Consider the following 22,760-nt stretch of genomic DNA (forward strand, 5'->3'; position numbering starts at 1 on the left):
CCTCAGGCGGAGGGTGGGCGTGGTGCGGTGATCAGGTGCGCGAAGAGGTCGGCGACGTCGTCGAGGAGCTGCCGGTCGTCGGTGATCAGCAGGTCCAGCAGCAGGCCGCGGGTCGCGGCGAGGCCCAGCCGGGCTCGCTGGCGGGCTTCGGCGGGGTCGTAGCCGAGCTGGACGAACATCTCCTCGACGGGGCCCGTCCAGGCGGCGATCACCGAGGCACGGAACGACTCGGTCCAGGCGCGGCCGAACAGCGCGTGGGCGTAGATCTCGAAGAACAGCCGCTCCGCCGGGGCCAGGGCCGGGTCGGCCAGGCGCTGCCAGAAGCGCCGGCTCACCTCGACCGGGTCATCCGTCTGCGTGGCGAGCGCGGCGAGTGCGGCGCGTTGCTCGGCCTCGATCCGCCGGACCACCTCGGCGAGCAGGCCCTCCCGGCTGCCGAAGTGGTAGATCAGCATGCGGTGGCTGGTGCCGGCGCCGGCGGCGATCTCGCGGAGGCTGAGCTGGCTGAACCCGCCCTCTTTCAGGAGGGTGACGCAGCGGTCGAGCAGCGCCTCGCGGGCGTCACCGGCCACCGGTGGAGGCGGCGCCGTCGTCCGCCGCCGCCGCGGCGGCGCCGGCCTCGGCGGCCGCCTTGAGCCCGGCCGCCTCCATCCGCAGGTAGCGTCGGGTCCGCGCCGTGAGGAGCAGCGCGGCCAGCCAGGCCAGGGCGCCGCTCTGCCGGATCCCGATGCGGATCCGCGTTGTCCCGTCCGGCTCGCGGTCCACCCGGTGATAGCCGACCGTGTGCACTCCCGGAGCATGCGCGTCCCAGGCGAAGGACACTCCCCGGCGTACGTCGCAGACGCGCCACACGGTCGGCGGCAGGCCGGGCTGCCGGATGCGGAACCGGTTGCCCAGCTCCAGAGCCGGGCCGTCCAGCGGCTCCACCGTCGACATGGACGCGGTCCACTGGGGATAGGTGGTGACGCCCTCCAGCGCGGCCCAGGCGTGATCGAGACCGGCCGTGGTGGTGATCGTCTCGTCGTAGTTCATGTACCAGATGGTACACAGCCGGTGGCCGCACAGCCGGTGGCGGTGTCAGTAGGTGCGCACGCCGCCCAGCTGTGCGGCCACCCGGTCGTGGAGCGCGGTCAGCGCCGGGCTCACCGTGGCGGTCAGCGGGACCGGATCCGCCAGGCGGCGCGCCGCGTCGGGCAGCCAGGCGAGATCCGCCGCGAACCGGTCCCGGGCGGCGCGCACCTCGCCCGCCGGATCGGCCGCCTCGAGGCGACGGCCGCCGCGCATGACCGGCACGAGCAGCGGTTCCCGGCCCGCCGCCGGCGGCGGCTCGTCCCGCAGTCCGACGACGTCACCGCTGGCCCCGGTGGGATCCCGGAACACCTGCTTCGGGCCGGGCAGGGTGGCCTTGCCGGGCGACAGCTTGAGCACCGGTCGCTCGCCGTAGGCGACCAGCTTGTAGGCACTGTCCAGGGAGGGCGCGTCGTAGGAGACACCCATCCTGGTGCCCACGCCGTATCCGTCGATCGGCGCGCCCTGGGCGACGATGCCCGCGATGACGTCCTCGTCCAGGCTGCCGCTGGCGACGATGCGGGCGTGCCGCAACCCGGCCTCGTCCAGGATCGCGCGGGCCTGCCGGGCCAGTGCCGCGAGGTCCCCGGAGTCGAGCCGGACCGCGACCGGCCCGGTCAGCCCGAGCTCGGCGATGACGTCGACGGCCGCCCGGACGCCGGCAGGCGTGTCGTAGGTGTCGACCAGAAAGATCGGGTTCGCCGGGAAGTCGGCGGCGAACGCCCGGAACGCCGCCCGCTCGTCGGGGAACGCCTCGACGTACGAGTGGGCCATCGTCCCGGACGGCTGCAGGCCGTAACGCCGGGCGGCCTCGACGTGACTGGTCGCCGCGAAGCCGGCGATGGCCGACGCCCGCGCCACCCCCGCCCCCGCCTCGATGCCGTGGGTACGGCGGAACGCGAAGTCGATCAGCTGCGCGTCGCCGGCGGCGAGCCGGCAGCGGGCCGCCTTGCTGGCCACCGTGGTGTGGAAGGTGATCAGGTTCAGCACGCCGGTCTCCACCAGCTGCGCCTCCGCGATCGGCGCGGTGACCTCCAGCAACGGCTCGTCGGCGAAGACCACGCGGCCTTCCGGAACCGCCTGGACGTCGCCGGTGAACCGCAGCCCGGCCAGCGCCGTCAGGGTCGGCTCGTCGAGCCCGACCTCGTCACGCAGGTAGCCCAGCTCGTCGTCGTCGAAGGCGAAGCTCTCCAGGAAGTCCAGCGCCTCGGCCAGGCCGGCCGCGACCAGGAAGCCCCGCCGGTGCGGCAGGCGGCGGACGAAGAGGCTGAACGTGGCCGGCTCGGTCATCCCGCGGCGCAGGTAGCTGGCGGCCATCCGCAGCTCGTACAGGTCGGTGCGCAGTCCGGTCATGCCGCCTCCTCGGTCGCCATCATGGTGGTCGGCCGGCAGACGCCACCCGGTCTCGTGCCGTACTCCCCGGAAAGGTGGACCGGCGGTCAGTCCTCCGGCTCCGGACCGAGCAGCCGGACCTCCTCGATGTCGATGGCGGCCTGCACCTGCCGGTGCACCGCGTCGTCGATCTCGTTGCGGTCCCGCAGCCGGGTGATCTCCCGCCGCTTGTGTTCCAGCACCCCGAGGCGCAACTGCCGCTCCAGTTCGCCCTGCCGTTCCTTCTCCTCGGTACGCGGCGCGCGGACGTCGTCCAGATGGTCCTGGTAGTCGGCGCGGAGCCGGTCCACCGCGTCCGGCGACACGCCGAGTTCGGCGGCCACCTGCGGCAGCGCGTTGAGGCCTGCCTCGGTGGCCCGGATCCGCGCGCAGCGCACCTCGTCCTCACGCTCCCGGTCGCCCCGCAGGCCGGCCCAGTTCGCCACGAGGGGCAGGGTGGTGCCCTGCACCAGCATGATCAGCACGATCACCACGACGGTGACGAAGATGATCAGGTCGCGCTCCCGTACGGGAGTGCCGGCGTGGGTGGTGACGGGTACGGCGAGCGCGGCGGCGAGGGAGACCGCCCCACGGAAGCCGGCCCAGCCGGCGGCGGTGCGCACCCGGAAGTCGAACCGGCGGGCCTGGCGGGACTCCCGCCGGTCGATGCCCTGCAGGGTGGACACGGACAGCTGCACCCAGGCGAGCCGGACGAGCACCACGACCAGGGCGACCAGCGCCGCGATGCCCAGCGACTGCAGCGGCCCGTGGCTGGTGATGGCCCGCAGCGAGCGGGGCACCTGCATGCCGAGCAGCACGAAGAGGCTGCCGTTGAGCATGAAGGTGGAGATGTCCCAGAACGCGTACGCGGTGATCCGGGAGCGGGCCCGGATCACCCGGGGCCCGGCGTACGTCAGCAGCAGGCCGGCCACCACGACGGCCAGGACGCCGCTGGCGTGCACCACCTCGGCGAGCAGGAACGCCACGAACGGGGTGAGGATGCTCAACCCGCCCTCGCGCAGCGGGTCGTCGACGTGCTTGCGGATCAGGATGACCGCCCCGCCGACCAGCAGCCCGGCCGCGATCCCGCCGAGGGACTTGCCGACGAACTGGCCGCCCAGGATGAGCGGCCCGGGGACCATCCCACCGGCGATCACCCCGACGGCGACGGTGAAGAGCACCAGGGCCGTACCATCGTTGATCAGGCTCTCCGCGCGCAGCGTGGTGAGGATGCCGCGCGGCATCCGCTTGGCCAGGCCGGCGACGGCGGCGGCGTCGGTGGGCGCGAGGACCGCGCCGAGCACCCAGGCCGCCGCCGGGTCCACCCCGAGGGCCCTCGCCGCGTACGCGACGGCGACCATCGTGATGATCACCAGCGCGACGGCGAGCAGGGCGATCACCGCGAGGTTGGCCCGGATCTCGCGGAGGCTGATGACCAGGCTCTCCCGGTAGAGGATCGCGGGCAGGAAGAGCAGCAGCACCACCTCGGGTTCGAGGATCACGTGCTGGAACGGCGGCAGCAGGCCGAGCAGGGCGCCCATGGCGATGAGCAGCACGGGCGGGGCGACCCGGTACCGGCCGCCGATGGTGGTGCCGATGAGCACGGTGGCACCCAGCACCGCGATCAGCACGAGTGCGCCCACGCCGTACCCCCGTCAGCCGCCCGCCGCGTTCCACCGTGCCCCACCGCGACGGCGCGGCGGGGCCGAACGGCCCAAGGACTACTCGAAGCGGGACGGGTCGCCGGCGCCCCGGCGCAGGATCTCCGTCTCCGGGCCGGACAGGTCGACCACGGTGGTGGGCTCCAGGCCGCAGTCGCCGGCGTCGACCACCGCGTCGACCTGATGGTCGAGGCGTTCCTTGATCTCCCAGCCCTGGGTCATCGGCTCCTCCTCGCCGGGGAGCAGCAGGGTGCTGGACAGCAGCGGCTCGCCGAGTTCGGCGAGCAGCGCCTGGGTCACGGTGTGCTTCGGCACCCGCACCCCGACGGTGCGGCGGCGCGGGTCCTGCAACCGGCGAGGCACCTCGGCGGTGGCCGGCAGGATGAACGTGTACCGGCCCGGGATTGCGGCCTTGACCTGCCGGAACACCGAGTTGCTGAGCTTGACGAACTGGCCGAGCTGGGCGAAGTCCGCGCAGACCAGGGTGAACGGGTGCCGGTCGTCGAGCTTGCGGATCTCCCGGATCCGCTCGACGCCGGACCGGTTTCCGAGCTGGCAGCCCAGGGCGTAGCAGGAGTCCGTCGGGTAGGCGACGACGCCGTCGTCGCGCAGCAGGTCGACGATCTGCCGGAGCACCCGGGGTTGCGGGTTGTCCGGATGCAGGTCGTAGTACCTCGCCACGTCGGAAAGCCTATGCCGCAGCCGGCCGGGCCGCGAGTGGCGAAAAAAGTCGGCGGGACGGGGTTTGGCGCGCCGGCGTACTGGAAAAGGTGGGGCCGCTCGAAGAGGGGGGACACATTCATGTCCGAAGCCAGCACAGACCGCGCCGATCGTCCGGCCGAGGTGACCGACCCGCTGCTGTGGGGCCTGGCCGCCGCGGTGGCCGACGCCCACCAGCCCGACGACGGCGTGTGCGTCAGCCCGAGCTGCGTCGGCGCGGCCTGGCCGTGCGCCGCCTGGAACAGCGCCCAGGAGGGCCTGCGCGCCGCCCGGGCCCCGCAGTCCGCCCCGGCGGCGCCCGCCGGGGTCACCGACGAGCGCCGCGACGACCCGGCGACCGGGTGGTCCACCGACCCGGCCGCCGGGGCGGAGGCGGCGGTGCCGGCCCCGCGGGACCAGCTGGCCGTCACCTCCGCCGCCTGAGGTCACCCGACCGGTTGCGGCCGGACGATCAGGCGTGGGTGCACTGGCGCAGGCTGTCGAGGTTGTTCGGGGACGCCGCGTCGGCGGCGGTCCGCAGGTACGGGCGGCCCCGGCGCGGCCGGACCACCCGGAGGGGGGTACGGCTGGTGCCGGGTTCCTCCACGAAGAACGCGAACCGTCCGCTGCTCATCAGCTCGATCGCCTCGGGCACGGGGATGAGGAAGTGCGTGCCGTCGCCGTTGAACCCGCCGACGGCCACCACGGTCCCGTTCACGCTGCGCACGCAGCTGACCCGCACCGGCACCGCCTCGTCCTGGTACTCGGTGTCCGCGACCAGCGCCACCTGCAACCAGCCCTCGCTGGCCATCGACGGCTCGTTGGGCAGCAACGCGTCCGCCGTGGCGGGCGCCACGGCGTCGGAGCGCCACTGACCGGGCCGGTCCCGGCGGTGCCAGTACCAGGAGCCGCGCACGTCCTGCGGCAACGGCAGCCGGGTGGTCTCCAGGTCGTGCAGCACCGGGCCGTACCGCAGGGCCGGGGAGAGCCGGGACAGCGCCCGGGCCGTCCACTCGCGGACCAGCCCCACCGCCTTCTGCGGCACCAGGCCGGCCGTGACGTGCACGTCCGAGCCGGGCACCATGAGCAGCGTCAACGGCACCGGCACCCCCGGGTTCACCGTGAACACCCCGGAGGTGTCGACGTACGGGGAGGTCAGCGGGTCCGCGCCGGGCGCCGAGCTGACGCCGCTGTCGTCGGGCAACCCGGGCGCGAGCAGGGCCACGGCCGGGTCGACGATGTGCAGCCGGTCCATGTCGTCACCCACGCAGTAGGCCAGCAGCCCGTCCTGCGCCCGGGAGAGCGTGCCCAGCCGGACCGGGATGCCGGTGGTGGCGTTCTCCGGGGGCTGACGCGGATCCTCCACCTCGACCTTCAGGTACGCCCGGACCACAACCACCGGGCGGCCGAGCAGCAGCGCCAGGTGCTCGTCGCCGGCCCGGCCGGTCACGTCGACCGTCCACCGCGTGGTGTCCAGCACCCGCAGCAGGGATTCCAGCGCGCTCTGCGCGGCGCCGGCCGGGTGCCCACCGGCCCGGGCCACGGCGAGGGCCTGGTCGGCGGCGAGCATCCGGTCGGCGAACCGGGCCAGCAGCGGGTTCGGCAGGAACCGGCTCGGCGGCGCGCCGAGGGTCGCCGGCCGCCCCGGGTCCTCCTCCCAGGCGGTCACCGTCTCCGGGTCCGGGCGCAGCCGCCCGTAGCCGGCGCCCTTGTCGTCGAAGAACTCCAGCGTCCGGTCCACCAGTGACGGCACCAGGTAGCCGCAGACCGGGCTGACGCCCGCGTCGGCGTCCCGGGGCGCGCCGGAGGCGTCGGCGAAGCGCAGCAGCACCCGGGCCGGGGCGGTGAACCGGGGGCGCAGCGCCGCCAGGTCCGGGTGGCCGGGCACGGCCAGGGTCACTCCGTGCGTCACCGGCGCGGGCTGCGCCACGTCGGGGCCGAGCACCTCCAGGTAGCGGCCGTAGCCGTCGACCAGGCGGGCCCGGTCCAGCCGCAGGAAGCCGGCCCGCAGGGCGACGAAGTCGGCGGCGCGGGGCGGCTGCGGCGGCTGGGCGGAGTCGCTGGCGGTCGGGGCGTCCACGATGAGGCCGGTCGCGTCGCGGCGCAACTGTTCGGCGATGCCGACCAGCTCACCGGAGAGCAGGTCCCGTTCGGCGTCCTCGCCGCCGACGGTCCCGTCGAGCAGCGCCGCCGTAGACGCGGACAGCATCACCCGGCCGCGCAGGTTCCGGCCGGTGTCCGGGGCCGGCTCGGTCACCACCGGCGGCAGCCCGAAGTCGATCTCCCCCAGCGGCCAGTCGTGCGCGCCTCGCGGGCAGGGCAGATAGGTGGCCGACCATTCCAGCAGCAGCGGGTTCCACGGCCGGCTCGGCGGGGTGACCCCCACCGGGCTGGGCAGCGCGCCCTCGACGACGGCCCCGGCCGGCGGCACGGTCGGGTCGGCCACGCCCGGGTCGAACGACGCCCACCAGGCGGCGCGGGCCGCGGCCACCGGCGACGGCTGGGTGGCCGTGGACCGGTCCAGGTCGGGGGCCGAGCCGGGGTCGATGCTGGCCAGTTCGACGAGCAGGTCGGTGGCGACGGCGGGCACGCCGTACTCGGGGCGCAGCCCGGCCAGCGGGGTCGGTGGCAGCACCGCGGCGCCGCGGCCGGGGTCGCCGCCGGCGACGCCGAAGCCGCGTACGGTCTGCCCGTCCAGCCGGCACAGCAGGTGGCCGAGGGTGGAGTAGCGGCCGTCCGCGCCGTGCTTCGGGCTGCGCCCACCGCCGGCCACCACCAGTGCCGGCTCCAGCGCGTGCCACACCCGCGGCCGGGTCCGCTCGACCTGCACGAACGACCCGCCGCCGGCGGCGCCGGCCGCACCGGTCGCCGGCTGCCAGATGTACTCGTTGCCGGCGGCGGCCGGCGCCGACCCGAACCGGCTCTGGTGCAGCGTGGCGTCGAGCCGGGCGGGGCCGTCGGGTCCGGTGACGTCGGCCAGGGCGTTCTGCAGCAGCGCCTCCACCATCCGGGCGGCGTCGGCGGGGTCCTCGGGTTCGGCGGCGACCGCCGCGAGCGCCTCGGCGAGGGTCTCCCCCAGGGCGAGCGCCACCGTGTCCGGGGTCGGCCGGTAGTCGATCTCCCGGCCGAGCAGGCCGCCGTCGCCCGTCCACCGCGGCTCGGGCCAGCCGATGGAGACCGCGGCGGCGTGGTAGACGGACCGGTCGGGCAGCGGCTGGCTGGGCAGCCGGGGCGGGAAGATCTCCCAGCCGAGCTGCTCCATCCGGTCCTGGTGCGCCACCTCGCCGACCGCGTCGTGCAGCGGGTCGCGGGTGAGGTCGGTGTACCAGCCGAGCACCAGGTAGGCCACCGGCCCGGTCACCCCGGTCAGCTCGTCGTGCAGGGCGAACCGGTTGGTCACGTTGTCGTAGTAGCCGGCCCAGCCCAGGTCGCCGTGCCCGAGCGCGGTGAGCGGGGACCGCGGCGCGGCGCCGGGCGCCGGCAGGGTCGGACCGGTCAGCGCCCGGTCCACCCGGACCGGCTCGATCAGCCCCGCGTACGGCAGCAGCCACGCCTCCACCGCGCGGGGCCCCGGCCCGGCCGGGCCGGACAACCGGACCACCAGCCACCGGTCGGGTACGGGCGGGAAGGTGGTCGCCCCGCTGTCGTCGGCGACGCCCCGGGTCAGCCCGTCGGGCAGGCTCCAGTGCAGGTGGGCGCCGGGCGGCCGGGCGTCCTCCCGGGCGCTGAACGGGGCGGGCAGCAGGTCCTGCCGTACCCGGCCGCTGGCCGGCGGGGTGGGCCGGGTCAGGGCGGTACGGGCCCAGTCGTCGGGGACGCCCGGCTCCCGCACCATCAGCACGTCGAGCGCGACCGGGACCAGAAGAGTTGTCACGCAGGGGCTCCCTTGCTCGGGGCGGGCCTGACGGCAGGCCCGGGGACGGTCGGCGGCGCGGCGGTCACGGCGTCGGCGGGGTGGAGGCGCCGAACCGTTGCCGGGACGGCGCCTGCAGCAGGGACAGGGCGACGGCGGCGCCGCCGCGCGGGTGGGGCAACGGACGCGCGGCGTCCAGCGCGTGGGCCAGCCCGGTGACGTCGACGACGCCCGCGCCCCGCATCGGCACCGGGACGCTGGCCACCTCGCGGCCCGCGGCGTCCCGGATCGGCACCCGCCATCCGGCGCCGTCCTCCTCGAGGCCGAACTGGACGCTCTGCGGCGGCTCCTCCAGCCACACCAGCCGCGGCACGCCCCGGAAGAGGGCCAGCAGCACCGACGGCGACAGCCGCTCCAGTCGCAGCAGCTCGACCACCAGGTCGGGCCGGGTGCGGGCCAGTTCGTCCGGGTCGGCCCCGGACGGCACGTCGGCCAGCGAGTCGCTGGTCCAGGCCCGTACCTCCATGGCGGGCCAGCCGCTGACCAGCGCCGAGCGCAGCAGGAATCCGGTGACCGGAACCTCCGCCTCGGCCGCGGTCAGCTCCCCGGTCGCCCGGGCCTGCGCGAGCAGGTCGGCCGCCACCGGGATCGACATGCGGGTCCGCTGCACCTCGCGCACCAGCGGCAGCTGCTCGGTCACCGCGGCGGTGACCTGCGGCAGCAGCGTACGGACCCCGGCGCGCTCGCGGCTGCCGTCGCCGCCGACGGCGAGCGCCCCGGCCCGCAACTGCGCCAGCCAGGCGGTGTCGAGGCGGAAGAACCGGATGGACTCGGCCGGCAGCAGCCGGGCGTCGGGCACGAGGTACCGGAACGGCAGGTCGTGCAGGAGGCTCCAGCGGGCCAGCAGGTGCTCGACGTACGCGGGCAGCGGCGGCGCCGTGGCGTCGGTCGCCGTGACCGTGGCGGTCGCGGTCAGGGTACGCGCCCGCGGGCCTGGCCCGGCCGGGCCGAGCAGCGCGCCCAGCCGCTCGGCGAGCAGCCGGCCACCGGAGGACAGCTCGGTCGTCACGACTCTTCTCCTTCTCGACGCAACTGGCGGGGGACGAGCCCGGCCCCGCCCGGGTGGGCCTGCCACAGGTCGGCGCGGGTGGTCCGGGTCAGCAGCCGCTGGGCGAACGTCACGCCCAGTTCCGCCAGCGGGTCCTCGTCGACGGGGGCGGCGGCGGCCCGGCGCAGGGTCGGGCCGGTGGCGGCGTACGAGCGGACGCTGTCGGTGCGGACGCCGGCCGCGTCGGCGGAGCGGGCGGCCTCGTCGGTGGCGCGGTGCCAGGCGACCACCTCGCGGATGAACCGGCCGTCGGCGGCGGCGAGCAGCCGCCCGAGCTCGAACGCCGCGTCGGCGGTCACGTCGCCCGGCCCGTCGGGGAGCGGGTCGGGCGCCGCGCCCAGCAGCGGTGAGCGGTAGCCCATCGTGGTGGGCGTGCCGTCGCGGCGGGTGCCGGCCAGGCCGAGGGCGCCCGCGGCGTCCACGAGAGCCGGCTGGCCGGCCGGCGGCGCGCCGAACCCGCCCAGGTCCAGGTGGGCGGCGAGGTGTTCGAAGGTGCCCCCGGCGGTGCTGGTGGTGAACGGCCAGGAGGCGAGGACCAGCAACGTGGGCGGGCTGCCCGTCGTGGTCGACCAGGCGTCGTCGCGGGCCTCCAGGGAGACCAGGCAGGCGGTGTACGTCACCGGCGCCGCCCCGCCCAGCGGCAGCCGGTTGGCGGTGACCACGGCGAACCAGCCGTCGTCGTCGCGGCCGGCCAGCGCGGTGTCGGCGACGTTGACCTGGCGGACGTGGGTGAGCAACCCGACGTCGGTGCGGCTGGGCAGCAGCGCCCGGAAGGTGGGCAGGTCCTTGGCCCGCAGCCCGACGACCGTCCGGTTGCCGTCGACCGGCTCGGTGGCGTTGAGCTTGTTGTAGACCGGGTCGCCGACGACGGTGCGCAGCGGCCCGGTGACCAGGGTCGCCTCGTCGGCGCGGACGAGCAGCAGCGCCAGCCACGGCGTGCCGTCGCTCAGCCGCCGTTCCCACGGCAGCGTCCGCCGGCCGAGCACCACGTGCGGCAGCCGGTCACCGAACGCGCCGACCGCGTCGCGGGGCGGGTGCTGCGCGGTGACCTCGCTCGCGTCCAGGGTGAGCCGCGGCGCGCCGACCTGCACATGGGTGACGTGTTCCGGCGGGGCGGTCTGGGCGGTGCCCAGCGTGACCTTGCGCACGTCCAGGCTGCTGCGGAAGCGGTAGACGCCCGCCGTCAGCGACGGCGTCACCTTGTCGTGCAGCCGGATCGAACCGGCAGCGATGGGACCCTCGGGCATCACGCCTCCGTCTCGTCGTCGTCGAAGGCGACGTACGCCGCCGGTGGTGCCGGTGCCGCCGGCTCGGGTTCGGCCTCGGCGACCGCCGCCCGCCGGGCCGGGCGGGCCGCGGCGTGCGCCGCCCGGGGCGCCGCGGTGGGGGCGGCGACCCGGGCCAGTTCGAGTCGGGCCGCCGGGTCGTACGGGTCGGCGACGTCGTCCGGCGTGCCGATCACCCCGGAGACCTGCCAGCCCTCCCCCGCGACGACCTGCACCGACACCGCGCGGGCCGTCTTCTCCGCCTCGACGGTGAGCACGATGCGGTGCCCGGCGCCGTCCTCGGCGACGTCCTCCCGGCTGTCGACCCGCACCCCGTCCAGCTCGACGCGGACGTCGTCGAGGCGCGCCCCGGCGGTGACCGGCTCCAGCGACACCACGACCGTGCGGGTACCGGCCGGCAGCTCGGTGACCAGCCCGTCCACGGCGGCGGTGAGCAGCGCCGCCGGCACCGGCACGTGCTCACCGGCCCGGCGGTAGCGGGCCGGCGGGGACCACGGCCGCGGCAGCAGCACCGTGGCGCCCGGCGCGACCAGCACGCCGTCGGTGACCGGGACCAGCGGGGTGTCGGCGGCCCAACCGGCGGCGGCCCCGACGGCCGGGGTCACCACCACGCGGGCCGCCTCGGCCGGCACCCGGGCCCCCGGCCGGGCCGGTCCGTCGCTGACCGGCGCGCCGGTGCTGGTGAAGGTGACCAGCCGCAGCGGCGTACGGCCCTCGTCGAGGCGCAGCCGCAGCCCGCCCGTACCGGAGGTGTCCCAGATCTGGGTGCTGCCCACCGGCAGCGCCGTACCGGTGTCCCGGGCGGCGCGGGCCCGGGCGACGGACGCCCGCGCGGCCGCGCCGCGCCGCTGCTCCGCCGAGACGGTCGCCCGCAGCGTCGGCGCCATCGCGACCGCCGCGCGCAGGCCCGCCTCGACGGTGTCCGACGGCGGCGGTTCGGCCGCGGCCATGCGGCGCAGGACGGACGGCGCGACCGTCGGCGTCCCCGGGACCGACAGCGGCAGGTGCCGCTGGGCCTCCTCCTCGATCATGGTGGCCAGCGCCACGTCCGGCAGCGCGCCGGTGGCCTCGGAGACGGTGACCGGGGCGGCCAGGCTCACCGACGACAGCGCGCGGATCATCGTGGGCCGCGACCCGCTGGTGTTGCCGCCGGCGAGGGTGCCGTCCCACAGGGCGGCCGGGAACCCGGTGGTGGCGGTCGCGGGTCGCAGCGTCTGCAGCTGCGCCGTGGGCACCGCCACCCAGCCGGTGCCGCTGCGCTGCTCGACGGTGACCACCAGGGCGGCGCGGACGAAGCCCACCTTGTTGCCGGTGGGCACCGCCTCCACGTTCCGCCCGTCGGTGCCGTCGTCGGCACGGCCGCTGCCGGTCAGGCGCCACGCCGCCAGCGGCATCAACGACTCGACCCGTACCGCGAACTCCGGCGCCACCGACCAGGGACGCTCCAGCGAGCCGTCCGGGCGGGTGCCCAGGGCCGGCGGGAGGGTGCCGGCGGTCACCGTGGCGGCCGTCGCCGGCTTGGCCGCGTCGCCGCCGCTGAGGTACTTGGTGGTGAACTGCGCCCAGTCGAGGTAGTTCTGCGACTCCGTCCGGCCGAAGCGCACGGTGACCGACGCGATGGCCAGGTCGACGGTGACCGTGCCGCGCAGCGGCGGCCCCTCCAGGTGCACGTACGCGCCGAGCGAGACGCTGACGTTGATCCGGGCACAGGCGAAGAAGCAGACCTTGATGGTGAACCGGGCGCCGACGCTGACGCTGACGTCGACCGAGTAGGCCAGCGGGTCCCAGCGCACGATCATGTCCAGGGCGGCGGTGAACCAGACCCGGACCGGCGAGCGGTCGTACGACGCCTCCAGCCGGCCGCCGAGCATGACCGCCGCCGGGGTCAGCGTGAAGTACGCGTCCCCCTTGACGACCACGCCACCGCCGACCGACCAGTGGAACCCGACCCGCGGCACGTCCGGGTAGTGCGCCGGCTTGGCGAACCGGGGGTGGTAGCCGCCGATGGACAGCAGCACCTCCGGCCGGTCGAACCACACCACGAACGCGAACCCGCCGGTGAGCTGGCAGTCCCGGCTCAGCAGCCACGAGTTGCGGGTCAGCGCGGCCCGCACCGACAGCACCTTGTCCACTGTGCTGTAGCGGGCGGCGAGCGCCAGCTCGACGTTCAGCACGGCGGCCTGCGAGTCCGGCAGCGCCATCCGCATCAGGCCGAGCAGCCCGACCTCCAGGCCCCGGTCGGCCGTGACGTACGCGAGCGCCGTGGTGTGCAGCAGCTGGAAGGTGGTGAACTTGACCCCGGCGGCCAGCCAGAACGCGCCCCGGGCCGGCGGGATGTCCTTCGACATCCGGGCCAGCGCGCCCATCGGCCCGCCGGCCCCGCCGAACCCGCCGTCGTCGATCGCCTTGACCAGCGGGAACGCCGGCACGCCCTGCGGATCGCGCGGCACCAGCAGCTTCCGGTTGTAGCCGGCGCCACCGCCGAGACCGAGCACGTACAGGTACGGCGGGCCGCCGAGCGGGAACCCGACGGACAGGAACACGAACAGGGAGGTGTACTCGCCGAGGTCGTCGCGCGGCCGGGCGTACGAGCCGACCGCGGTCAGGCCGCGACCGGCCAGGTCGACCGAGAGCATGCCGTCGTACTGGACGCCGTTGGCGCCGGTGACCTTGACCAGCCCGCCCGCGACCGACACCCCGGGCGAGGTGAACGACAGCGACAGGCCGGTCAGGTCCACCTCCCAGGCACTCAGGTCGGTGGGGTTGCGCAGCGGCACCAGCAGCGACAGGTCGTCGACGTCGACGGTGAGCCCGGCGATGGCGACCCCGCCGTCGACGGCCACCCCGACCTTGCCCGGCCCGCCGGTGGCCGCCTTGTACAGCAGCGCCAGCTCGGCGATGTGCAGCGGCCCGTACGTCCGGTTGATCTCGAACCGGGCCTCCGTCTTCCCGCCGAACAGCACCACCCAGCGGCCCCCGCCGCGGGCCACCAGCACGTCGATCGGCGGGTTCGCCGGGGTGCCGTCGCCACCGCCCCCGGTCTGCAGCAGCGACGCCGCGACCGGGTTCGACCCGCCCCCGCCCGGGGCCATCGGGAACCCGAGCCCCTCCACGGTGACCGCGCCGTCGACCACGGCCGGCCGGGTCAGCGCCCCGCTGCCGGTCAACGCCAGGTCCACCCGGACGTGGGCGCTGGCCGCCCCGAGGCGGAACCCGCCGGTCTCCACCAACGCCTTGCCGGACGCGGCGGCCGCCACCCGCAGGCCCAGCCCGCCGAGGCGCAGCACCGGACGCAGCTGCGGGGTGGCCGGGTCCGTCAGGTCCAGCAGCAGCAGGCCGACGCCCCGCCCGGCCGCGCCCCAGCCGAAGTCCTGCCCCCCGGGCAGCCCGAACCGCAGCTGCACGGCGGTGTCCCCGGCCGGCAGCGTCATCTCGCCACCGAGGACGATGCCGTACCGGGCGCCGTCGGCGACGACGGACAGGGCCAGCCCGCCGGGCACCGGCACGGCCACCCCGGCGACCGCGTCCAGCGCCCCGCGCAGCAGCCCGACCGGGGTGGGCAGCGCGGGCGCCATCCGGATCCCGTCCGCGGCCTCGACCGCCACGCCGGCGCCGGTGAGGATCTGCGCGGCGGTACGCCCACCGGACCACAGCGGCCGGCGCAGCCAGGGCTCGGCGGCCCGCAACGCGAGGGTGCCCGCCATCGGCACGACCAGCCGCTGGGCCAGCTGCGCCAGCTCCGCCGGCCCGGGCAGCCGCACCACCGGGGCGAGCTGGACGGACAGTTCCCCGGTGCCGGCGTCGTCGGCGCCGAGCAGCCCGAGCCGCACGGCCAGCCCGGCCGCGGTGGCCTGCACGGACAGCCGGGCGCGCAGCGCCACCCCGAGGCCGGTGTCCACGTACGCCCGGGCGGCCAGTTCGGCGGTGACGTCCGGGTGGGCGTAGCCGACCACCACGTCGGCGGTGAGCGCGCCGGCGGTCACGTCCCGTACCGCCAGCCGCAGCGCCGGTCGCGTCGCCGCCAGGTCGGCCCGCAGCTCCACGGTGCCGCCGAGCACGGCGACCCGGACCAGCACCTCGCCGGGGCTGGTCGGCGCGGGCACCTGGGCGGCGCCCAGGACGCGGCGCAGCAGCGCCACGGCGGCGGAGGCGATGGCCGGCCCCGCGGCGGCGAGCCGTCCGGCGGCCAGGTCCTGGACCAGGTTCGCCAGCGCACCGGCGCGGGCGGCGAAGCCGTGCGGGGCGGCGGCCGGATCGTAGACGCCCAGCGCCCCGGCCACGGACAGCGCGTCGTCCAGCGCCGCCGGACGCGGAACCCGCGCACCGACCCCCTCGACCAGCCGGTCCAGGACCTCCGGCAGCAGCCGCGCCCCGGCCGCCTCGACCAGGGCGTCCATGCCGGACACCGTCGGCAGCAGGGTGAGCGTGGCCCCCAGCGCCGCGGGGGTCACCGCCACCGACAGGCCGCTGGCGTCCGCGCCCAGCCGCACGTCGAGCGCACCCCAGTCGCCGGGCAGCGGCAGGTGCAGGGTCAGCTCGCCGCCGGGCCTGACCTGCCGTGCGCCGTCCACGTCCAGGTGCAGCGCCAGGTCCAGGGTCGCCGGGGCGGCACCGTCCTCCCACAGCACGATCGGCTCGTCGGTGGCGAGCAGCACCCGCAGCGTCCGCGCGTCGGCGGGACCCACGTCGAGCAGGTCGACCGCGATGCCACCGGGCAGGGTGAGCGGGTGTGCCGGATCGGCGCTCAGGCCCAGCGGGGCCGCGGCCAGGCGCAGCAGGTCGGCCAGGGGCGCCGCCTGCGGGGGCGCGCCGGGGGTGCCGGCGAAGGTGCGCCGCAGCCAGCCCGCCGGGTCGGTCAGCAGCCCGTCGAGGGAGGCCACCCGGATGTTCCCGCCCGCCACCTGTTCCAGCAGCACGCCCAGGGCCGCGCTGGTGAGCAGCCGGGGCAGCAGCGGAGCCAGCCGCGCGGGCAGGTCCGGGGCGGCCGGCGACAGCCGGACCGGCTCGGTCAGCCACGGGGCGACCAGCGACACCGCCCCGCCGACCCGGCTGAGGGTGACCCCGCCGACGGTGAGCGCCGCCTGCACCTGGGGTGCCGGGTCCGCCAGCGGGACCGTCGACGAGCCGGTCAGCGTCACCCCGTGGCCGAGCCGCAGGCCGGCGCCGGTGGTGCGGGCGGTGAACCGCCACGGTTGCGCCTCCAGCACCAGCTCCACCGGAAGCCCGGCGAAGCGCCGCCGCCAGGGGCCGCCGCCAGCGGCGGCGCCCGCGTCGCGCACCAGGCCGAGCAGCCCGGCGGCCCGGTCGACCAGCGCCGGCAGCCGCGGCGCCAGCCACGCCGTGGCGTCGCTCCGCAGCGCGGTCACCGCGTCGGCCAGCACGGCGGCCGGCCGGTCGGCGCTCGCGCGGTTGATGACGCCGAGGGCGGCGAGCTCGTTCAGCAGCCGGGTCAGCCGGCCGCCCGGGGCCGCCACCCGGTCCAGCTCCCGCACCAGCGCGTCGAGCAGTTCCGGCGCCCGGGGGTCGAGCAGGTCGACGGCCGCCGACGCCTCGCCGCGCAGGGCCGCGTCGTGCAGCACCACGTCGACGTCGGTGACCGGGCCGGCGGCACCGGGGTGGACGCTGGCCCGGACGGTGAACGCGCGCACCCGGGCGGCCAGCGGGGCGCCGGTCCCGGGGCCGCCGAGCAGCCACCCGTCGGGCCGGCCGACCCGGATCCGCAGCTGCGCCGACGGCGCGCCGGCCGAGGACGCCGGGTCCAGCGACACGGCGCCGAGGCCCAGCCGGACGTCCACGTCGACGTCCGGGTCACCGGCCACCGGGGCGCCCAGGTCGAGGGCGAGCCGTACCGCGGCGACCGCCCGGGTGGGCAGCTCGGCCGGGCCGGCCTCGGCGACGGTGTGGCTGGTCAGCGCGGCGACGAGGGCCGCGTGCAGGTCACCGGCTCCCCCGCTGCCGTCGACGTCGCCGAGGCTGCCGAACAGCGCGAGCGCCGGCACCCCCGACAGATCCACCGGGGTGGCCGGCCAGCGGGTGAACGCGGCGGCCGGCAGCGGGGCGGGGAGGGGCTGCTGACCGGGTTCGACGGCGGCGTACCCGTCAAGCAGCCGGCGGTGCAGGGCCAGGGCCGTGTCCAGCAGCGGCGCGTCCGGCAGCCCGGCCGGGGCCAGCAGTCCGGCCAGCCGGACCCCGTCGGCGATCGTGGGCGCGTCCAGCGGCAGCAGGGCGCCGTCGAACGCGGTGCCGACCGTGACCAGGCCCAACACCTGGCTGGGCACGGCCGCGGCGAGCTGCCGGGCGACCAGGCCGAGGTACGAGTGTCCGACCAGGACGGTGCGGACACCCGGACGGGCGGCGCGGACGGCGTCGTGCACGTGCCGCAGCGCGGCCAGCGCCGTCGCCGTGGGGAGGGTGCCGTCGTCGGCGAGGTCCACCACGTACCACCGGGCGGCCGGCAGGGTGCCGAGGTCGACCAGGTTCGGTGGGGTGCCGGGCACCCGCAGGTCCACCGTGGCGACCTGCTCGGCGGGTACGTCGGCGAGCAGGTCGGCCCACGGCTGGGGGCCGGCCAGCGGGGGCGCGAGCAGCAGCACCGCCCACTGGTCCCCGGCCGCGGCGGTCCGCGCCGTCACCTCGTCGCGGATCTGCGCGACCGTGCCCGGCGCGACGGTGAGCGTGTCGTGGGTGGCGGCGACCGGGGCGCCGACGCGCCAGCCGGGCTCCGGTGGCGGGGCCGCGCCGGCGGGCACCAGTCCGTCGCCCTCGACCAGCAGGGTGGACAGGGCCCCCAGCGCCGCCGCCGCGTGGCCGGGGTCCACCCCGTCCAGCGCGTCGGCGAGGTCGGGCAGGTACGCCCCGGCGACCTCGGCCACCTCCAGCACGTCGGCGCCGGTGACGGAGACGGCGTCCACGTCGTCGGAGTCGGCCGCGCCGTACCGCTCGGCCAGCGGGGCGACCGCCCACTGGGCCGGCGGGCCCTGCGGTTCCAGCCAGGCGACCAGTTCCACCGCGTCGTCCCCGGCACGCTGCACCGGCACCCGCCACGGCACGCCCGGGGTGCCGCCGCCGGTGACCGGCAGGTCCACCGGGGGCAGGTCCTGCCCGGGCAGGGCGGGCAGCCGGTCGGTCAGCGCGGCCTGGAGCAGCTGCAACAACGCCCGCAGGTACGGCACGCCGCTGTCGGTGCGCGCGTTCTCGTCCCGGGCCAGGTCGGCCAGCCAGCGCCGCACCGCGGCGGCCGGGTCGGCCAGCAGGGTGGACAGGTCGGCGGGGTCCGGCGGGGTGAGCGGCGGCAGCCCGGCGAGCGGGCCGGTGGTGGCCGGGCCGGCGATGCCGACCAGCGCCAGCAGGTCCCGGACGGTCGGGCCGGCCCACGACTCGGCGACCCGGGCGAGCAGGCCGCGGGCCGCACCCCACAGGGCGGCCGGGTCGACGCCGAGGCCGAGGTCGGCGGCGGTGGGGTCGAGCGGGCCGGCGGGCGGCAGCGTCAGGTCGCCGAGGACGTGGGACACCCCGTCGACGGTGACCGCGAGGTCGTCGACGGTGGCGGTGACGGTGACCGGCGACCCGAGCGACCAGCCGACGTCGACGCGTACCCCGGCGGTGGCGACCCGGACCGGCGCCTCGGTGGCCAGGGCCGGCGGTGCGAACGCGACGGTGGCGCCGACCCCGCCCAGCCAGGCCGGACCGGTGACGCCGTCGAGCGGGATCGACGCCAGGGCGGCCCGGACGTCCGCCCGCCAGGGCAGGTCCACGTCGAGGTGCCCGCCGGCGCGCAGACCGAGCCCCAGCTCGAGGACGGGTTGGGCGCTGCTGCCCGAGTCCCACAACAGCAGCTCCAGCACCAGCGGGGCGCCGTCGGCGGCGGCCAGTGCCGGCAGCGCGACCCGCCACGGCTCGGCCGCGCTGCCGGTCCCGGTCACCTCCGGGATGGCGCTGCCCGCCAGCCGCGCCACGTCCCGCAGGACGCCCGGCCAGCCGTCGGGCTCCTGCCGCAGCCGCCGGTAGTAGGCGGCCAGTGCGCGGGTCGGCGCGGTGGTCAGCAGGCCGACGTCGATGCCGGGGGTGGTGCCCAGCCCGAGCAGGCGGCGCAGCGCGGCGACCGGGCCGGCGGCCGGGCCGAGGCCCGCCTCGATCGCCTCGGTCAGCAGCGACTGGGCCGCGGCGGTCAGCGAGCGGGCGTCGGTGAGGTCCACCAGGGCCAGGTGGTTCGGCTGCCCGCCGATGGCGACGGTGACATCCCGCAGCTCCAGCAGCGGGGTGATCTGGCCGGTCGAGGCCAGGTAGCGCAGACCGGCGCGCAGCCCGCCGACCTGCACGGCGCCGGCCGGCTCGCCGGCGGCCGGGTAGAGCCGTCCCGCCGAGGCGGGCGCGGCGACCAGCACGTCGAGGCGTTCGAAGAGGGTGGCCGGCGCGGTCCCGCTCAGCGGCACCACCAGCAGCACGGCGTCGCCGAGCACCGTGGCGTCCAGCGCGGCGCCACCCGCGTACGCCACCCGGGCGCCGACCACGAGGGCGGGCGCGCCGGTCGCCGGGTCGGTGCGCACGGCCACCGTGAGGTCGACCGACGGCGGCCCGGCCACCACCGGGATCAGCAGCGGGTCGGCGTCGGTGGGCAGGTCGGCGCGCTTGGACGGGTCGGCGCCGAGCAGGCCGGCGATCGAGTCGAGCCAGCCGACGAGGCCCGGCACCCCTTCGGGGGTACGCGCGGCGACCAGCGCGGCCAGCCACGACCGGAACGCCGCGGGGTCGGCGGCAAGGTCCCCCAACGGCAGCGGCACCGACCCGGGGGTCAGCCCCAGCAGCCCCGGCAGGTTCGCCGCGACCAGCTGCACCGGGACGGGCACGTCGTCGCCCACCTCGGCGAGGACGTACCGCAGCAGCGCCGTGACCAGCAGGGCCAGCTGCGCGCTGCCGGCGGCGGGGTCGAGCACCAGCGGCTCCGTGGTGCCGGGCAGCCCGCGTACGGTCACCGTGATCCGGCTCAGCGCCTCGTCCGGCGGGGCGACCAGCAGGACGGCGGCCTCCACGGTGGCGCCGGTGTCGCCGAGCGGGGCGCGCGCCCGCAGCCGGACCGGGTGGTCCTTGCTGGCGGCGACCGGGGTGACGGTGCCCCCGGCGGCCACCAGCAGGTCCAGCCGGGCGGTGACGGCGGGGCCGCCGGCGACCGGCCCGGCCTCGGCGGCGACGGCCAGGGTCAGCGGCGCGGACGCGGCCAGCCCGCTCCGCTCGACGACCAGGAACACCTGTCCCTTGCCGCCCTCCTCCAGCAGCGGCACGTACCGGGCGGGCCGGCCGAGCGGACCGCCGCCGTCGGCGAAGCGGGGCCGGGCCTCGGGCAGCAGCCCCTCGATGGCCCGCACCAGCGCGGCGCGCTGCACGTCGTTGGCGACCAGCTTGCCGACCCGGCTCCACGGGTCGGCGAAGAACTCCTCGACCAGCCGCACGCCGCCGCTCGACGGAGCGAGCAGGCCCAGTGCGATGCCGAGGTCCTGGACCTCGGCGGGAAGTCCGGCAACGTTGATCATGGCCCCACCCACCCCGCGAAGCTGCCGGGTTCGGGGTCGAGCCCGGTCCAGTTGTGGTTCTTGTCGAAACGGTCGTGCAGGCCGGTGATCCGCATGTCCCGCTCGGCCTTGCCGACGAGGTCGCGTTCGGCCAGATAGTTGATCTGGAACAGCCGCAGCCACTGGGCGCGCAACGGCCCCGAGGTGCCCTCGTCGAACGGCCGCAGCTCGCTGCGGACCGGTTCGGGCATCCGGGCGATCGCCCGCTCGGTACGGTCGATCGCCCGGTCGATGGCCGCGGTCACCCAGAACGGCGCGTTGATGTGCTGGTCGATCATGAGCGCGGCCGCGTACTCCGAGGTGGCGAAGTCGCGGATGCGGTACGACCGGCCGCGAACCACCAGCGTGGCCTTGTCCAGCGGTTGCCGGGCCAGCCGTTCGAAGCGCCACACGGCGGTCCACACCTGCACCACGTTGTACGGCACCGAGCAGAGCGAGGCGAGGCGGATCCGCCCGCACCACTCGGGGCCGATCGTGTACGCCTTGCCCTTAGCGGTCACCCCGAAGAACGCGTGCCGGGGCAGCACCTCGACGACGCTGTCCGGCGGCTCGGCGAGCCGCTGCCGGCCGCCACCCGGCGGTACCCGGAACAGGGTGGCGTACCGCAGCGCGTACTCCTTGCCCTGCTTGGCGGCACCGCCGGCGTCGAACGCTTCGGGGTTGGCGGCGCGGACCGCCGCCGGGTCGGCGACCTCGGCCGCCGCCTCCTTGCCGCCGACCCGCCACCACGGCTCGGGCTGGAGCCCGTACATGCCGAAGAAGAGGTCGTAGTGGTCCGGTGCCGCCCGCTTGAACCGGGCGAGCAGCACGGGCAGTTCCTCGTTGAGGTGCGCCGACCACTGCTGGATGCCGGTGGAGAGCGTGCCCTTGTCCGCGCCCCGGGCCGCGTCCAGCCGCCCCTCGTTGGGGGCGATCAGCTCGACCACCCGCAGCCGGGCCCGCTCCGCGTCGCTGGTGAACCCGATCGCCGCGGCGTTGGCCTGGATGAACTGGGCGGGATCCAGCCGCCCGACGTACGCCGGTCCGGTCCAGCTGGTCCCGTTCTTCTGGGTGTAGCTGTCGGTGACTCCGATGCACAGGTCGCGGCCGAGCACCATGGTGTGCCGGCCGCCCGGGTTCTCCGCGGCCACCTTCCACGGCACCACCAGGCCCTGCGGGGCGGGCTTCTTGCCCTTCACCGGCGGGGCCGGGGGAAGCGCGGTCAGCTCGTCGGGGAGCACGGTCGGGCCCAGCACGTCCGGTGCCTGCCAGGCGCCGGAACCGGTCCGGGTCAGGCCGAGCGTGGGACCGAGCAGGTCGCGGGCGTCCTCGGCGTCCCCGTCGTCGCTGGGCCCGACGAGGGACCAGAGCCGGCGCAGCAGGGCGTGCCCGGCGGTCACCCCGGCCAGGGTGGACAGTTCCCACTGTGCCAGCCGGCTGGTCACCTCGGCGGCCAGGTCGACGGCGTCGCCGGCGTCGTCCGCCACCACCTGGCGGAGGATCTCGACGATCCGGAACACCGCCTCGAACGGGTTGCCCACCAGGTCCCGTTCGACGGCGTCGGCCACCTCGTCGAGGTCCCGGCCGGCCAGCCAGGCCGCCACCTCGGTGGTCAGCGCGGCCGGCTCGGGCAGCGGCAGGTGCTGGGCGGGGGTGTCCAGCGCCACCCCGAGCGGGGCGGGCAGCTGGTCGGCCCACCCGCCGACGGTCTCCCAGTCGGTGACCCACTGCGCGCCGTCCGCCGCGACCTCCACCGGCACCGGCAGCCACAGCCCGGTGCGCCACGCCGCCTGGCCGCCGAGCGCCGTCAGGTAGTCGCGGTTCCACGCCCACAGGGCCGTGGCCACCCGCATCTCGTCGTACGGCGTGGCGTCCGGCGTCCCGCTCGGCCTGACCGTCCGCAGCAGCCAGTACGCGATACCGCGCAGCGTCGCGCCCGGGCACAGGAACAGTGACAGCGTCGGCCGCTGCGTTGCGGTGCGCCGGCCGCCGACGGTGTTCTGCAGGGCACCCCGCACCACCGTCGGCGTGCCGGCGGCCGCGCCGGCGGGCACGCGCAGCAGCACGTTGTACGTCATCGGCGGGGTCGCCCCCGGCTGGTCGGTCACCAGCCCGGCGGCGGCCACCGCCTCCGCGACCCCGGTCACGACCCGACCATCCGGCCGCCGC

11 protein-coding genes are annotated in these 22,760 nt (G+C 76.7%); 1 reads left to right on the forward strand and 10 read right to left on the reverse strand.

The genetic code is table 11. The features are described 5' to 3' along the window. Positions 1–2: 2 nt before the first annotated feature. From ACGFI9_RS10100 to ACGFI9_RS10120, 5 genes are all read right to left on the reverse strand, one after another. Entirely contained in the window at positions 3–572 is a 570-nt protein-coding gene (locus ACGFI9_RS10100) for a TetR/AcrR family transcriptional regulator (protein ID WP_393177114.1), read from the reverse strand. Continuing rightward, complete coding sequence (locus ACGFI9_RS10105; RefSeq protein WP_393177116.1) at positions 562–1,032, reverse strand: SRPBCC family protein; 471 nt, start codon at positions 1,030–1,032, stop codon at positions 562–564. Before ACGFI9_RS10105 ends, ACGFI9_RS10100 begins: the two co-directional genes overlap by 11 nt. Before the next feature lie 45 nt (positions 1,033–1,077). Then, positions 1,078–2,421, reverse strand: a complete 1,344-nt coding sequence (locus ACGFI9_RS10110) for a nicotinate phosphoribosyltransferase (protein ID WP_393177118.1) — start codon at positions 2,419–2,421, stop codon at positions 1,078–1,080. Between the two features lie 86 nt (positions 2,422–2,507). Continuing rightward, entirely contained in the window at positions 2,508–4,082 is a 1,575-nt protein-coding gene (locus ACGFI9_RS10115) for a Na+/H+ antiporter (protein ID WP_393177120.1), read from the reverse strand. Between the two features lie 78 nt (positions 4,083–4,160). Further along, on the reverse strand, positions 4,161–4,781 hold the full coding sequence (locus ACGFI9_RS10120; RefSeq protein ID WP_393177122.1) for an L-threonylcarbamoyladenylate synthase: 621 nt from the start codon (positions 4,779–4,781) through the stop codon (positions 4,161–4,163). Positions 4,782–4,901: 120 nt separating this feature from the next. Here ACGFI9_RS10120 and ACGFI9_RS10125 point away from each other — a divergent pair, with 120 nt between their 5' ends. Beyond that, a complete protein-coding gene (locus ACGFI9_RS10125) occupies positions 4,902–5,243 on the forward strand; it encodes a hypothetical protein (RefSeq protein ID WP_393177124.1) in 342 nt (113 codons plus the stop codon). Positions 5,244–5,271: 28 nt separating this feature from the next. On the opposite strand, the gene ACGFI9_RS10130 is transcribed toward ACGFI9_RS10125, so the two are convergent. The 5 genes from ACGFI9_RS10130 to ACGFI9_RS10150 all read right to left on the reverse strand — a co-directional run bounded on the left by ACGFI9_RS10130 (position 5,272) and on the right by ACGFI9_RS10150 (position 22,738). Continuing rightward, positions 5,272–8,673 carry a DUF3892 domain-containing protein gene (locus ACGFI9_RS10130; protein ID WP_393177126.1) on the reverse strand — a complete coding sequence of 1,134 codons (3,402 nt, stop codon included), beginning with the start codon at positions 8,671–8,673 and terminating at the stop codon, positions 5,272–5,274. 64 nt (positions 8,674–8,737) lie between these two features. Further along, positions 8,738–9,721, reverse strand: a complete 984-nt coding sequence (locus ACGFI9_RS10135) for a hypothetical protein (RefSeq protein WP_393177128.1) — start codon at positions 9,719–9,721, stop codon at positions 8,738–8,740. Continuing rightward, entirely contained in the window at positions 9,718–11,007 is a 1,290-nt protein-coding gene (locus ACGFI9_RS10140) for a hypothetical protein (RefSeq protein ID WP_393177130.1), read from the reverse strand. The genes ACGFI9_RS10135 and ACGFI9_RS10140 overlap by 4 nt, the downstream gene beginning before the upstream one ends. Beyond that, entirely contained in the window at positions 11,007–20,573 is a 9,567-nt protein-coding gene (locus ACGFI9_RS10145) for a DUF6603 domain-containing protein (protein WP_393177132.1), read from the reverse strand. Before ACGFI9_RS10145 ends, ACGFI9_RS10140 begins: the two co-directional genes overlap by 1 nt. Then, positions 20,570–22,738 carry a hypothetical protein gene (locus tag ACGFI9_RS10150; protein WP_393177134.1) on the reverse strand — a complete coding sequence of 723 codons (2,169 nt, stop codon included), beginning with the start codon at positions 22,736–22,738 and terminating at the stop codon, positions 20,570–20,572. The genes ACGFI9_RS10145 and ACGFI9_RS10150 overlap by 4 nt, the downstream gene beginning before the upstream one ends. Positions 22,739–22,760: the final 22 nt, after the last annotated feature.

Origin of the sequence: Micromonospora sp. NPDC048930 (assembly GCF_043197935.1) — a bacterium.
Classification (GTDB): domain Bacteria; phylum Actinomycetota; class Actinomycetes; order Mycobacteriales; family Micromonosporaceae; genus Micromonospora.

What these genes read in the sequence shown, in the direction of transcription:
- ACGFI9_RS10125 (WP_393177124.1), top strand. Translation starts at nt 4,902, where the DNA reads ATGTCCGAAGCCAGCACAGACCGCGCCGATCGTCCGGCCGAGGTGACC.
- ACGFI9_RS10105 (WP_393177116.1), bottom strand. Translation starts at nt 1,032, where the DNA reads ATGAACTACGACGAGACGATCACCACCACGGCCGGTCTCGATCACGCC.
- ACGFI9_RS10110 (WP_393177118.1), bottom strand. Translation starts at nt 2,421, where the DNA reads ATGACCGGACTGCGCACCGACCTGTACGAGCTGCGGATGGCCGCCAGC.
- ACGFI9_RS10140 (WP_393177130.1), bottom strand. Translation starts at nt 11,007, where the DNA reads ATGCCCGAGGGTCCCATCGCTGCCGGTTCGATCCGGCTGCACGACAAG.
- ACGFI9_RS10145 (WP_393177132.1), bottom strand. Translation starts at nt 20,573, where the DNA reads ATGATCAACGTTGCCGGACTTCCCGCCGAGGTCCAGGACCTCGGCATC.